Here is a 14,174-nt window from a genome sequence, read left to right as displayed (position 1 = left end):
TTTTTAGCTCTGTGCGTTTTGTTTCATTATAATGGCATTTAGTTTACATAATTATATTATGGTTAATTTAATAAGTTCATGATGTTGCTTTTATTCAGCGCATATAGCAAAGCCTAATGCTTTTTCTCCTAAATGAGTACCGATTACTGGGCCGAAATGGCCAATCTCCACTGTAATATCAGGGTAACTTTTTTCCAGGCGTGCTTTTTCTTTTTTCGCTAATTCTAAGTGATTTCCATGAATAACATACAATTTTACTGGGTGATTGATTTCATTTTTACGTTCTCCAATCACTTCTTCACAACGACGCAGTGCTTTTTTAGTAGACCTTATCTTTTCAAATAACACGATTTTTCCGTCTTCAAACTTTAACACTGGCTTAATTTTTAATAAACCACCAATCAAAGCAGCACCGTTAGTTAAACGCCCACCACGTACTAGATGATTTAAATCATCCACAATTAAATACGCGTAGGTATTCGCACGAATGATATTTAAATGTTCTAAAATTTCATTTAAAGAATTATCAGCATCCCGCATATTCAAGGCCGCTTCCACCATATGTCCCATAGGCATGCTTGTAATTAAAGTGTCATAAGGAATAATGGTCATCCCTTCTACACTATCTTTGATACTATCAAGATTGTTAACATATCCTGAAATACCGGAAGATAAGTGTATACTGATAATCGTGTCATATCCTTTTTCTTTTAATTTCTTGTATAAATCTAATGTTTCACCAAAAGTTGGCTGTGAAGTTTTGGGAAACTCTTTACTTTCATTCATTAACTTATAGTATCCATCAGCTTGAATATCGACATCCTCATTATAAACTTTACCGTCCAAAATGACTGGAATGGGTATAACAAACAAATCTGGATGCCTCCTCACCCTTTCAGGTAGGAAAGCTGTACTATCAGTGACTATTGCTAATTTCATCCTTTATCCTCGTTTCAATTCAAGCATTTTTCATACTCCGATAATTATCATAGCATAAACAAGTACTTATTTGGAAGCATTTGTTATTATTTTGCTAGAAAGTCTTGAATGGCTTGCTGATTTTCTTGTTGATCCATGATCAAAACGCTACCGCCATCATAACTTTGACCATAACTCCAGGTATCTTCAGCAGGTATGCTTAAACGATCCACTCCAGAAGCTCCTTTAGCAATTGAAAAACTATTTTTTGCTAAAAAGCTCATCGGAACATCATTAGCAGAATAGCCCATTGCTTTTCCTGCGGCATAAGGTAGTTTTAATAACGCAATAGGATTTTTTAGTTCACTAAAAATAGCAGAAATGACTTGTTGCTGGCGCCTTACACGACCAAAATCCCCTTCTTCATCCATACGAAAACGTGCATACTGTAATAGCGTTAGACCGTCCATTTTTTGTGGACCTTTTTTAATAGGTGTTTCTAGATTTTTACTCATATCTTTTTCGGCATCAATATCTACACCACTAGAAAATAATGTATCGATAACTTTCTCAAAAGTTTCAAAATCCAATGTCATATAATATTTACAATCTATACCAAAATTTTCAGATAATGTCTGGCGTACCAAATCTGCGCCCCCGTAGGCATAGGAAGCATTAATTTTATTGTCTCCTGCACCAGGTATGTTCACATAGGTATCCCGCATAAAGGAAACTAATTTAGGTTTTTTAGCTGGACCGTCTAGTTGTAAAACCATGATCGTATCGGCCCGCGCATTTTCTTCGCCGCGGCTATCACTACCGATAAGCAAAATATTATTGCCACCATTGGCGTCTGAAAAACCATTAAAGTTTTCTGCCTGCGGGGCTTCATTATCTTCACTTTCTCCTACTTTTTCACCTATATAAAATGAAATTCCAGAATAAGCAATCAACAAAATGAGTACTGTAAGAATAAAACGTAAAAAAGGATGTTTCTTTTTGCGCTTTTTCTTAATTTTCTTTTTTGGGCGATTCCCAGGAGGTTCATCTTCTGCATGTTCTCTATCGGCTTCATAGTAATCTTCTTCAAAGGACTGCCAGTTATTTTGATAATCTTGTTCGTATTCCTCTAAACGATCGCTATCCTCATCTGATGATTGTCTACGCTGTCTTCGAGCGAAAATATTATTATGTGAATTTTGCTTGGACGTTTGCCCTTTTTCATGTCTATATCTATCCATCCGGCTCATTTACTTTCCTCCAAACCGTTGTTCAATTTATAGCATACAATACTTATGTAATAAAGCAAAATGAAAATCAAAGAATTAATCATTTTAAAGATATTTTAACAAAAAAACAACGCCATCTGCATTGTTTTTAAGTAATTTCATCAACTGGATAATTCCCTACCCATTGAACTTTAGCATGTAGTAATTCAATTTCTTTTATTGCATTTTCAATTAATACTTCATTTTCATTGAGTAGAATATCAATAATGAAAAAGTACTCACCTAAATAAGTCTTTAAGGGTCTGGATTCGATTTTGGCTAAATCAATCTTACGCCAAGCAAAAGCCGATAATACTTGGTGAAGAGCGCCGGGTAAATTGGCTGGTAAGCTAACAAATAAAGTCACTTTTTTATTTTGGTATCTAGCAAGATTTTGCTTATCTTTATCCATGCTTAATAGCCAAAAACGTGTTTTATTCATTGAGTTATCTTGGATATCTTTTGCTAAAATTTGTAAACCATATTCTTCAGCAGCTTTTTTTGAAGCAATCGCTAAAACTTTATCATGAGGATGTTCTGCCACATATTGAGCTGCGGCTGTTGTTGAGCTGACTGCTTCTAATAGTACTTCTGGAAAATGTTTTTTTAAGTATTGTTCTGTTTGTGCCAATGCTTGGGGATGCGAAAGAACTTTTTTAACTTGTTCGACAAAATGTGTACCCAACAGTTGTTGGCGTATGGGTAAGATTACTTCTTTTTTTATAGTAATAGCTGTCTGGTCAAATAAATAATCGACCGTAGCGTGTACCGATCCCTCCAAAGAATTTTCAATAGGAACAACTGCAAAATCAAGCGTCTTGTTCTCAAGTTGCTCAATTGTCAATGGAATAGAAGCAAATGGAATTAATGTATTTTCTGGGAAAATTTCATTAGCTGCTTGGAAAGTAAATGAACTCTTAGGACCTAAATAGCCAACTTTCATTGAAATACCTCTACTTTATCTAAAATTTCTTGTACGATGTCTTCCGGTTTTTTTGTTGTTGTATCGATAACTAAATTTGCACTTTTTTCATATAAGCTAATTCGTGGAAGGTAAACTTCCCGAATTTCATCTATTGATTTTGAACTTGCTAGGGGGCGCACATTACGCTTGTCTAATACTACGCGATGGACTAACTCATCTAAGTCAGCTTTTAAATAAATCACATTGGGGTGTCCTTGTAAAAAGTGTTGATTTTCTTTTTTCATTACGATACCGCCACCTGTTGAAATAATGCCATCTAAAGTCAAACTTTGTTCTAAAACCTTTGTTTCAATTTCACGGAATGACTCACTGCCATAACTGGCAAAATAATCAGCAATACTCATCCCTATTTGTTCTACTATAATTTTATCAAAATCATGTTGCTCTGTATGAAGTTTTTCTGCTAAAAGTCGTCCAATTGTTGTTTTTCCTGCTCCCATAAAGCCGATTAATATAATATTCATGTTAACACTTCCTTTTTGCTAAATACTTGATATCTTGAAAAAAATGAGGATAAGATACAGCAATAGCTTCTGGATTTTCTAGCTCTACGTCTCTCCTGCTCAAAAGTGCTGCAATTTGTAACATCATACCGATCCGATGATCATTATGACTAGAGACTTTAGCGGTATGTAAAGTTGTTTTTCCTTTAATAACCAGCCCATCATCTGTTGCAGCAATATTTGCGCCCATTTTTTTCAATTCTTGCGCTGTTGTATCAATCCGATTTGTTTCTTTCACTTTCAATTCTTGCGCGTCTTTGATCACAGTCGTTCCTTCTGCTTGAGTAGCCAATAATGCTATAATAGGTAGTTCATCAATGACGCGTGGGATCAAGGAACCCTCGATAGTCGTTGCTTTTAGTTCGGAACTTTTTACTATTAAGGTCGCAGCACCATTTTTTTGATCTGTTTGTGTAAATTGGATATCTGCCCCCATCTCTTGCATGACATCAATTATGCCAGTACGAGTAGGATTGAGACCAACATTTTTTAAAGTTATTTTACTATTTGGAACAATAGCGCCTGCGACTAAAAAGAAAGCAGCTGAAGAGATATCTCCAGGAACACGTAATTCTTGTCCTTTTAGTCTTTGAGAACCAGGAAGCATAATTGTTTTTTGTTTAACTTGAATTTTTCCACCAAATTGCGTAATCATCTCTTCTGTGTGATTGCGAGAGACTTCTTTTTCAATAATCTTTGTCACGCCCTCGGCTTGCAACGCTGCAAAAAGAATAGCAGACTTTACTTGCGCACTTGCGATTGGCATATGATACTCAATCGCTTGTAATTTAGCATTAGTTTTTACCGTAACGGGCGGAAACTCACTATGATTATTGCCAGTTACTTCTGCCCCCATTTGTTTCAAAGGATCCATCACCCGCGCCATAGGACGTTGATTTAATGAAGCATCCCCGGATAATGTTGTTTCAAAAGTTGTACCCGCTAAAATTCCCAAAAGTAAACGCATCGTTGTTCCCGAGTTTCCTACATTAATGATACTATTTGCTGGTTTTAAACCAGCAAAACCTACGCCAGTTATCCTTATATTTTTTTTATCATCATAGATAGGAACGCCTAATGCTTGAAAAGCTTGTAGTGTATTTAAGCAGTCTTCAGCTCGTAAAAAGTTATGAATGGTCGTTTGCCCTTCAGCAATTGCACCGAACATAATACTACGATGAGCAATAGATTTATCTGGGGGGATTTCAACTGTACCTTGCAAGTAATCCGCATTTATTAATTTCATACTTCTCCTCCTTAGGCGAAACGACAATCATAGTCCGTATTTTCTTCAATATGTGCCTTTGCAGCCTGTAACTCTCTCTCTGTTTTAAAAGTTAACTGTAATACGCCGCTGATTTCTTCGCGGGTTTCCAAAATTTTAATATTGGTTAAAGAAATTTGAAATTTTCCCAGCAAACCAGTAATTTCGGCAATGCTGCCTGGTTGATCCAATACATCCACAAATAAATCATAAAAAGCAGGTATAGCTCCCTTATCGTCGATCGGAAGACGATCGCGCAAGCTTTTAGCATTTGAAAAAAATTGTTGTATTTGCTTGCTGTCTCCAGCTTTTAATAAAGTAGAAATTTCAGAAACCTTTATTTGCCATTTTTCTATCAGCTCTAGCAATATCTGACGATTGCTTAACAAAATGTCTGTCCACATCTGCGGATCAGATGAAGCGATGCGCGTGATATCTCGAAAACCGCCTGCCGCTAATTGTTGTGCTCGTGGATATTTTGGGTTTAAAAAATCTGCTTGCTCAACCAGTGCCGAAGCAATAATATGAGGTAAATGACTTAACATGCCGGTAATTTCATCATGCTCTTCTGGTTTTAGTAATACATATTTTGCTCTTGTACCCAAAAACAACTTTTTTAATTGTTCGACTTGATACTTTTGTTCTTTGTATAGAGGAGTAAAAATATAATAAGCATTTTCAAAAAGAAATTCATCGCATGCTAGAATCCCTGATTTATGTGAACCTGCCATTGGATGTCCACCAATGAAATTTAAATGGTGAAAATTTGCTATTTCCACCATTTTTTGTTTTGTACTCCCAGTATCCGTAATAATTACTTCCTTTTTTAATGGAAGTTCCGCTAATTTTTTTAAATAATTTTGCGCGGTCATTATAGGAACAGCTAATAAGATAACATCACTTTTTTTGCAGCTTCAGCAAAGTCTTGCGGAATTTGGTCAACGATTTTATTTTCTTTGGCTATTTTACTTGTTTTTTCATGATCCCAGCCATACAAAAAAACATCTGGATGCTCTTTTTTTATACATACAGCCAAAGATGAACCGATTAAACCTAGCCCGATAATCATCATATTTTGTTTTGACATGGGAAATTCTCCTAATAATTTTTTAGATACTCTCGGTAATTTGTGACGGCTTCTTGTAACTCTGTAAATGAATCACTAGAAAATTTTTCTAAGATTTCTTGTGCAACAACTGTTGCCACCACATTTTCACAAACAACGCTGGCTGCTGGGACTGCTGTACTATCAGAACGCTCCACACTAGCCTTATAAGGCTCTTTTGTATCGATATCAACGCTTTTTAAAGGTTTATACAAAGTCGGAATAGGCTTCATAACACCACGAACAACAATCGGCTGCCCATTTGTCATTCCTCCTTCAAAGCCTCCTAGATTGTTTGAGCGACGAGTGTAGCCTTCATCTTTACTCCAAATAATTTCATCCATCACCTTTGAACCAGTTAGTTGTCCAGCCTCAAATCCTACGCCAAATTCTGCTCCTTTAAAAGCGTTAATACTCACTACTGCTTGGGCGATTTTAGCATCTAATTTTTTATCCCATTGTACATAACTTCCCAGACCTGCAGGAACGCCTCCTACTAAAACTTCTACCACACCTCCGATGGTATCACCGTTTTTCTTTGTTTGATCGATTAAATCACGGATAGGCTGTTCAACGCTGGGATCAATAACCCTTACATCAGAAGCTTCGGACTTTTCTTTAATTTCTCTAAGGTTAATCGCCTCAGGAATTGTAGAGGCAATGCCACCTAGCATACGAACATGTCCTGCAACTTCAATACCAAGTTCTTTCAATATTTTTTTGCTTACTGCACCAACAGCTGTGCGTAATGCAGTTTCTCTAGCCGATGACCGTTCCAACACATTACGCAAGTCTTGATGATGATATTTCATACCACCAGCTAAATCTGCGTGACCTGGACGAGGTCTAGCTACTCGTCGCATCTTTTTTTGCTTTTCTGGCACAGCTTCTATTCCCATAACTTTTTGCCAATTTTTCCAGTCCTTATTCTCAATAACTAAGGTTAACGGCGATCCTAATGTTTTTCCATGGCGCAAACCTGAAGTAATTTGCACTTGATCTGTTTCGATGATCATTCTACCGCCCCGACCATAACCAACTTGCCGACGAGCTAGTTCGTCATTGATATCTTCTGGTGATAAAGCTAAACCTGCTGGTAAACCCTCAATAATTGCGGTTAATTGTGGTCCGTGAGATTCTCCTGCTGTGATATAGCGCATAATTTAGTTCTCCTTTATAAATATTCTTTCATTTTTTCTAAATGAATAGGGACAATCTTAGCTTGACCGATTTTTTCTAGTAAAACAATGTTTAACTGATTGTCTCTTACTTTTTTATCATGAATAATCGCTTTATTGATTTGCAATGGATCCCAATCTGAAAGCTCAGTAGGTAAATGAAATTTATCTAACATTTGCTGTAATTCTTTTGTTGTGTTTTTAGCTGTTAGACCGATTTCTTCGGCATGTGCTGTAATCTTTAGCATGCCAATCGCTACACTTTCGCCATGACTGATTTTACCGTAACCAATTGTTTTTTCAATGGCATGGCCAATTGTGTGACCAAAGTTCAGTATTAAACGTTGGTTTTGATCGAATTCATCTTTTTCAACAACTTCTTGTTTTACTTTTAAAGCAGCAATGATGACTTCTTCAGCATGTTGTTTTAAATCCACTGTATCCTGCAAACGATCGAGGAATTGCCATAATTGATCGTCAGCAATCGCTGCTGCTTTGACAATTTCAGCAATTCCTTCTTCTAAATGCTTTTGGGGCAGAGTGGACAAAACATCAGGATCGATAAGAACACCTTCAGGCTGATAAAATGTGCCTACTAAATTTTTAGCTGCAGTTGTATTTACAGCAGTTTTCCCTCCAATGCTAGAATCTACTTGTGCTAGTAAAGACGTAGGCACTTGTACAAAAGCTAGTCCTCGCATATAAGTTGCAGCCACAAAACCGGCTAGATCACCGATAACACCGCCGCCTAAGGCGATGATACCATCACTTTTAGTAAAATAATTTTGTGCCAATTCTGCATAAAGCTTTTCTGCCATAGCTAAAGACTTACTGCTTTCACCACTTGCTACTTCCATAATAGTTACTGCAAATCCACTATCTGTAAGTGATCTTTCAACTTTTTGTGTGTAAAGTTGGTTTACTGTGCTATCTGTGATAATAGCGATTTTGCGCTTTGACCAAATATCTTTTAGCCACTCGCCAATGTTGGTTAAACTGCTTTTCTGAATCTTTATTTGATAGTTGTGTTCTTTTAAATTAACTGTTAGCAGCATTTTTCTACCTCCCAGCAGTAAGCATCTCTAATGAATGAATCTCATTCATAGCAGCATTTAACACTTCAATTTCTTGCATCATTTTACGGTAAGTATCTTCATTTAATGATTGTTGACCATCGGACCAAGCATTTTCTGGGGCTGGATGAATTTCAACGATCATTCCATCAGCGCCTGCTGCAACTCCGGCACGGGCCATTGGTGGCACTAAATCCCATACACCTGTCCCGTGACTTGGATCCACAATGATCGGAAAATGACTCATTTTTTTAATCAAGGGAACAGCGCTTAAATCAAAGGTATTACGCGTAGCATCTTCAAATGTACGAATCCCTCTTTCAATAAATATTACGGGACTTTTTCCAGCAACTGCCACGTATTCTGCTGCGTTAAGCCATTCATTGATCGTACCAGAAATTCCTCGTTTTAAGCCAATGGGTTTACCCGTTTTCCCTACAGCTGCTAGAAGTTTAAAGTTTTGCATATTACGTGCACCAATTTGTAAAATGTCACTGTATTGTGCAACCAAATCAATATGAGATTCATCCATGACTTCAGTGATAACTTTCATATCTAGTTCATCTGCTGCCTGTCTTAAGTACTTTAGTCCCTCTTCTTCCAAGCCTTGAAAAGCATAAGGAGAAGTCCGAGGTTTAAAAGCCCCTCCTCTTAAAATTTTTGCGCCACCAGCTTTAGCGATTTGTGCAGTTTGTCGGATTTGATCCAAGCCCTCTACTGAACAAGGACCTGCCATCGTAATAAAACTTCCGTCTCCAATTTTAACGCCATCTACATCCACGACTGTATCTTGCGGATGAAATTCACGGGAAGTTAATTTATAGGTATTGCTGATACGAATCGTCGTATCTACCCCTTCGTAACTACGAAAAGCTATATCCTGTACACTTCGCGTGTCTCCAAGCAGGCCTAAAACCACCTGTTCTTTATCTTGATTTATTTGTACATCTAAACCGATATCTTTGATTCGATCAATCACGCTAGTTACTTGTTTTTTTGTTGCGCTTGGTTTCATAATAATAATCATATTTATTCCCTACCTTTTTATATTTCTTCTAAAATCGTTTGAATCTTTTTTACTGGCATTTTTTTATGGGTCCATAATTCAAAAGAAGCAGCTCCTTGATATAACAACATTCCTAATCCATTTAAAGTCCTGGCCCCTTGTTTTTTTGCTTGTTTTAATAAATAGCTTTCTCTAGGCTGATAAATCGCATCATAAACCACTAAATCTTCTCTTATAACCGAAAAATCATTGATTGGACTTTCATTTTCTTTCATACCTATACTCGTAGCATTGACTAAAATATCTGAATTAGCCACCGCTTTTTTAAAGCGTTCATCATCATAGAAATTGTTTAGCGTGACGCTACAAGATGTTTGTCTTTGCATACCCTTGACTTTTTCTTTCATTTGTTCAAAGCGTGGGCCTGCACGACTAAATATATGAATCTTTGTCACTCCTTCTAAAGCTGCCTGGCAAACCATAGCGGTGGCAGCGCCTCCTGCTCCTAAAATAGTCATTGTTTTACCTTTATAATTGATCCCTGCACTTTGTAGGCTTTGCATAAAACCAATGCCATCAGTGTTATACCCAAATAGCTTTTTATCGCGTAAAACAATAGTATTGGCTGCACCAATCAAATGACAGCTCTTGGAGTAGTGATCTAAATACTGTAATACGGTATTTTTATGAGGCATTGATACATTAGCGCCTAACATATTAAAAGTAAATATAGATCTTAAGGCTTCTTCTATCTGACCTTCTTGTATTTCAAAAGCAAGATAAATGGCATCTGAATTTGTCAGTTGAAAAGCTAAACTTTGTATTTTAGGTGATAGACTATGTTGGGCTGGACAAGCAAAAAACCCAACTAATCTAGTTTTTCCATTAATTTGTACTTCCATTTTTTTCCTCCTTTTAAAATACCTTAAAATCATAACCACCCTTCAAAAGGGTGGTTTGCTCTGGGGCTATAAGCCCCCAATACTAGCCAGCGTCTCAAGGCGCTGGCTTTCACTTTGTTCAAGCCACACTGGTTTTGTCGCTTTTGCTACCTCTCAAGAGGTGTTTTTATCACTCTCTAACCCTTAAAAGGGTCTGCATATTCTCGAACACTTAGTTTATCTAAGGCCATATCATGTTTTTCTTGCTCTTGAATATATTTCTTGATGGTTGCCTCATTAAGACCCACTGTGCTCACATAATAACCTTCTGCCCAAAAATGACGATTCCCAAATTTGTACTTCAAATTGGCATGTTTATCAAACATCATCATGGCGCTTTTTCCTTTTAAATACCCCATAAAGCTAGAAATACTTATCTTCGGTGGTATACTTACGAGCAAGTGAACATGATCGGGCATCATATGTCCTTCTAGGATTTCTACACCTTTATAACTGCACAATCTTTTGATAATCTCTTGTAGACTTGCTCTGTATTGATTATAAACAATTTTTCTTCTATACTTGGGGGTGAATACAATATGGTATTGCATAACCATTTTGTATGGGCTAAACTATTTGCTTTGTTAGCCAACTGAATCTCTTCCTTTCATTACCATGTAGCCTGAACAACTACATTGTAACGCTAGTGAAGAGATTTTTTTAGTATAACTTTTTCCTTTCCACCCGCATAGCGGGTGGTTTTTTGTTTCGCACGCTACGCGAGCTCAACCCGGTCTAAAGACTTAATAAAAAAGGTGTCCGCTAAGTTAAAAAACTATAGCGAACACCTTTATAAGTGTCTACATCATTGAAATTTATCAGTAGGCTCGCTATAGATTTTTATCGATCTATGCGGCCTTTTGTCAACTCAAAATCCTCTAGCCATCATAGATACAAACGCTGTTGTGTTTGTATCCACGATTTTATGAATACAAACCTATCTAAAATAGCTAAAGAAATAATTATTCAGTTGTATTTGCATTAATTTTATCATAAAAAATCGCTCCAAACTGAATTGAGATTGAACTTAGTATAGAGCTAAGCTAGAAGAATGTCAACAATTTTTTTAATTTTCAATTGATTTCTTCGAAAAATTGCAACAAATCAGTCATTGTCAGCTTAGCCTTTTCTTTTTCATTTAAATCTTGAATAATTTTTCCCTTTTGCATGACAATCATACGATTACCATATTGTAATGCATCCTCCATTCGATGGGTAATCATTAAACAAGTTAACTGTTGTTCTTTGATTCGCTGAGCAGTAATATTCATCAATAATTTAGAAGTTTTAGGGTCAAGAGCTGCTGTATGTTCATCTAAAAGTAACAATTCTGGGGTTTGAATAGTTGCCATCAATAAACTCAAAGCTTGCCTTTGCCCCCCTGACAAATCACCTGTAGGCGTATTTAGATGATTTTCTAGCCCATTACCAACTTCTTTGGTTAGATCATAAAAATTATCTAGGTTTTGTTTTAATTGACGTAAGCGAAAACGCCTCTTTTTTCCACGACTTTTCGCTAATAATAAATTTTCTGCGACCGTCATTCTGGGCGCTGTTCCCATCTTAGGATCTTGAAAGACGCGGGAGATAAGTGAAGCGCGATTTTCTTCACTTTCTTGTGTAACATCTTGATCTTCAATAAGGATTTTACCGGAAGATAAGGGCATAGTACCAGAAATTGTATTAAATAAAGTACTTTTTCCGGCGCCATTACCACCTAAAACAGTGATAAATTCGTTTTCTTGAATAGAAAGATTAATATGATCCAATAAAACCTTCTTTTCCTTAGGACCATTATTAATTAATTTCGCTGCATTTTGCATTTCTAAAACACTCATTTTTCTCCCTCACTTTCAAAGCCCGTTTTTAATCGTAGTTTTTCTTTAAATTGTGGAATTAATAGACATATAGCTAAGACGATAGAAGAAAATAGTTTCAGATAAGTTGTATCAAAGCCTAGACGAATAATCAATAAGATCAATAATTGATAGATGATACTTCCGATTACAATTGCCAGTAGACGTTCAAAAAATGTTAATTCTCCGTATAAAACTTCTCCAATAATAATCGAAGATAGACCAATCACAATAACACCTATCCCTTTGTTTACATCGGCATAGCCATCATTTTGTGCGATTAAGGCACCTGATAAAGCAATTACACCATTGGAAAGTACTAAACCGGTAATTTTCATTCGATCTGTCTTAATCCCTAATGATTTAGCCATATTTTCATTATCCCCTGTAGCGATATAACTTTGGCCAAATTCTGTACTAAAGAAAAAGAACAAAATAGCAATAATGACAATAACAACCGATAAACCGAGAAATACCGTGTCAAAGTTGGGCGGCAAGTTCATATCAGTAAAGAAGTTCAAGACATTGGATTGATTCAATAAAGATAAATTAGGTGACTGCATAACAAATAACATTACCGAATTCAAAGCTGACATGACAAGAATTCCTGATAAAATAACCGGGATTTTCCCTTTGGTGTACAAAAAGCCCGTGACAAGTCCAGCACACATCCCTGCTAAAACACCTAAGAGTGTAGCAACAACGGGTGAAAAACCGTTAATGATCGCTGTAACACAGACAGCGCCACCTAGTGGAAATGAACCTTCAGTTGTCATATCCGGAAAGTTCAGAATTCGATAGGTCATAAAAATCCCCAAACCAAGTACACTCCATAATAAACCTTGTCCAATTGATGATATGATCATTCGTCTTCCCCCTCTACATAAGTCGCTTCATCTGTCACTGATTCAGGTAAGTCGATATTTAACTCTTCTGCTTGTTCTTTATTAACGATAACGTCTCCTGTATCAAAAGTATAAATAGGTGTGCTTGCAGGATTTGCATCACCATCAAGTATATCGGCTAGCATTTCACCGGATTTAACACCTAGATCATACTGATTTACGCCAATAGTAGCCAGACCGCCTTGTTCAACCATGCTATCGACCGAAGGAATAATAGGAACATCCTTTTGATTTGCCTCATTTACCACTGTAGGCATAGCATTAGCAATAGTATTATCTAAAGGAATGTAAATCATATCCACTTCATCTCCCATTGTCTGTACTGTTTGGGTGATTTCATTAGCTGAAGGCACAGGATAGTCTTCTACTTGGTAACCTGCTTTTTCCGCTTCTTTTGTCGCTTCGGCTACTTGGTATTTTGAATTGTCTTCAGTAGAGGAATATAAAATCCCCACTTTTTCCGCTTCGGGCAGTAGTTCTTGGGTTAGCTCCATTTGTTGATCCACGGGCGCTTTATCTGACACTCCAGTGAGGTTGCCGCCAGGCTCGTCCATGTCATCGACCAAGTTTGCCCCCACCGGATCAGTAACGGCACCTAAAACAGTAGGGATATCTTCTGTAGTATTGGCCAGACTTTGTGCAGCTGGAGTAGCAATCCCCACTAAAGCATCAGGCGAATCTTGTACCAATTGTTGGCTCATTGTTTCTAACTTACTTTGGTCGGCTTGACCATTTTGATATTCAATCGTTAAATTCTCACCCTCAGTGTAGCCGTTTTCTTCAAGCCCATCTACTACACCTCGTCTGATTTCATTTAAAGCAGGATGACTGACATATTGCAATATTCCTACAGTTTTATTTTCGTTGTCCGTATTTGCCTGATCTACATTGCTTGATTTACCCATCTCAAAAACGAAGGTAATAATAAGTGTTGCAAATAAGACAATAATAGTTAAAATAAGTCCTCTATTTTTCATTGGCTTTCCTCTTTCTTTAAACATTTTAACGTTAAAAAGAACACGACAAGTTTTTCATACAATAAAAAAAGACAATTGTCTTTGCGGCAACTGTCTTAACAACAAAAACCGCATAGATGAATGATCTATGCGGCGTTTTCTTATATGTAGACCGGCATAGATACAAAACTTTAGAGTGCTCTTCTAAAAAGTTGT

General features: G+C 36.8%; 12 protein-coding genes and 2 pseudogenes. All 14 read right to left on the bottom strand.

Features of this window, described 5'->3' with window-relative positions:
• Nucleotides 1–90: 90 nt before the first annotated feature.
• Nucleotides 91–939 carry a DegV family protein gene (locus C7K42_RS02180; RefSeq protein ID WP_014124784.1) on the bottom strand — a complete coding sequence of 283 codons (849 nt, stop codon included), beginning with the start codon at nucleotides 937–939 and terminating at the stop codon, nucleotides 91–93.
• A gap of 86 nt (nucleotides 940–1,025) precedes the next feature.
• A complete protein-coding gene (locus C7K42_RS02175; RefSeq protein WP_014124783.1) occupies nucleotides 1,026–2,168 on the bottom strand; it encodes an LCP family protein in 1,143 nt (380 codons plus the stop codon).
• A 127-nt stretch (nucleotides 2,169–2,295) separates the two neighbouring features.
• Nucleotides 2,296–3,129: a prephenate dehydratase gene (gene pheA, locus C7K42_RS02170; RefSeq protein WP_014124782.1), complete on the bottom strand. Its 834-nt coding sequence runs from the start codon at nucleotides 3,127–3,129 to the stop codon at nucleotides 2,296–2,298.
• A complete protein-coding gene (locus C7K42_RS02165) occupies nucleotides 3,126–3,635 on the bottom strand; it encodes a shikimate kinase (protein WP_014124781.1) in 510 nt (169 codons plus the stop codon). Before C7K42_RS02165 ends, pheA begins: the two co-directional genes overlap by 4 nt.
• 1 nt (nucleotide 3,636) lies before the next feature.
• Nucleotides 3,637–4,920: a 3-phosphoshikimate 1-carboxyvinyltransferase gene (gene aroA / locus C7K42_RS02160; RefSeq protein WP_014124780.1), complete on the bottom strand. Its 1,284-nt coding sequence runs from the start codon at nucleotides 4,918–4,920 to the stop codon at nucleotides 3,637–3,639.
• A gap of 11 nt (nucleotides 4,921–4,931) precedes the next feature.
• Nucleotides 4,932–6,025: pseudogene (locus C7K42_RS02155) on the bottom strand (prephenate dehydrogenase).
• Nucleotides 6,026–6,036: 11 nt separating this feature from the next.
• A complete protein-coding gene (gene aroC, locus C7K42_RS02150; RefSeq protein ID WP_014124778.1) occupies nucleotides 6,037–7,203 on the bottom strand; it encodes a chorismate synthase in 1,167 nt (388 codons plus the stop codon).
• Nucleotides 7,204–7,217: 14 nt separating this feature from the next.
• Nucleotides 7,218–8,276, bottom strand: a complete 1,059-nt coding sequence (gene aroB / locus C7K42_RS02145) for a 3-dehydroquinate synthase (protein WP_014124777.1) — start codon at nucleotides 8,274–8,276, stop codon at nucleotides 7,218–7,220.
• A gap of 4 nt (nucleotides 8,277–8,280) precedes the next feature.
• Nucleotides 8,281–9,321 (bottom strand): 3-deoxy-7-phosphoheptulonate synthase, encoded by a 1,041-nt coding sequence (aroF, locus tag C7K42_RS02140; protein WP_014124776.1) that lies wholly within the window; start codon nucleotides 9,319–9,321, stop codon nucleotides 8,281–8,283.
• A 17-nt stretch (nucleotides 9,322–9,338) separates the two neighbouring features.
• Nucleotides 9,339–10,202, bottom strand: a complete 864-nt coding sequence (gene aroE, locus C7K42_RS02135; protein WP_014124775.1) for a shikimate dehydrogenase — start codon at nucleotides 10,200–10,202, stop codon at nucleotides 9,339–9,341.
• 176 nt (nucleotides 10,203–10,378) lie between these two features.
• A pseudogene (gene tnpA, locus C7K42_RS02130) lies at nucleotides 10,379–10,833 on the bottom strand (IS200/IS605 family transposase).
• 481 nt (nucleotides 10,834–11,314) lie between these two features.
• Nucleotides 11,315–12,079, bottom strand: coding sequence for an ABC transporter ATP-binding protein (locus C7K42_RS02125; protein ID WP_014124774.1), 765 nt, complete (start codon nucleotides 12,077–12,079; stop codon nucleotides 11,315–11,317).
• Nucleotides 12,076–12,963, bottom strand: a complete 888-nt coding sequence (locus tag C7K42_RS02120; RefSeq protein ID WP_014124773.1) for an ABC transporter permease — start codon at nucleotides 12,961–12,963, stop codon at nucleotides 12,076–12,078. The genes C7K42_RS02125 and C7K42_RS02120 overlap by 4 nt, the downstream gene beginning before the upstream one ends.
• Nucleotides 12,960–13,979 carry a tryptophan ABC transporter substrate-binding protein gene (gene trpX, locus C7K42_RS02115; protein WP_041591820.1) on the bottom strand — a complete coding sequence of 340 codons (1,020 nt, stop codon included), beginning with the start codon at nucleotides 13,977–13,979 and terminating at the stop codon, nucleotides 12,960–12,962. Before trpX ends, C7K42_RS02120 begins: the two co-directional genes overlap by 4 nt.
• Between the last annotated feature and the right edge of the window lie 195 nt (nucleotides 13,980–14,174).

It is taken from the genome of Tetragenococcus halophilus subsp. halophilus DSM 20339, assembly GCF_003841405.1.
In the GTDB taxonomy this organism is placed as follows: Bacteria; Bacillota; Bacilli; order Lactobacillales; family Enterococcaceae; genus Tetragenococcus; species Tetragenococcus halophilus.
This window is presented reverse-complemented; position numbering and strand designations above follow the sequence as displayed.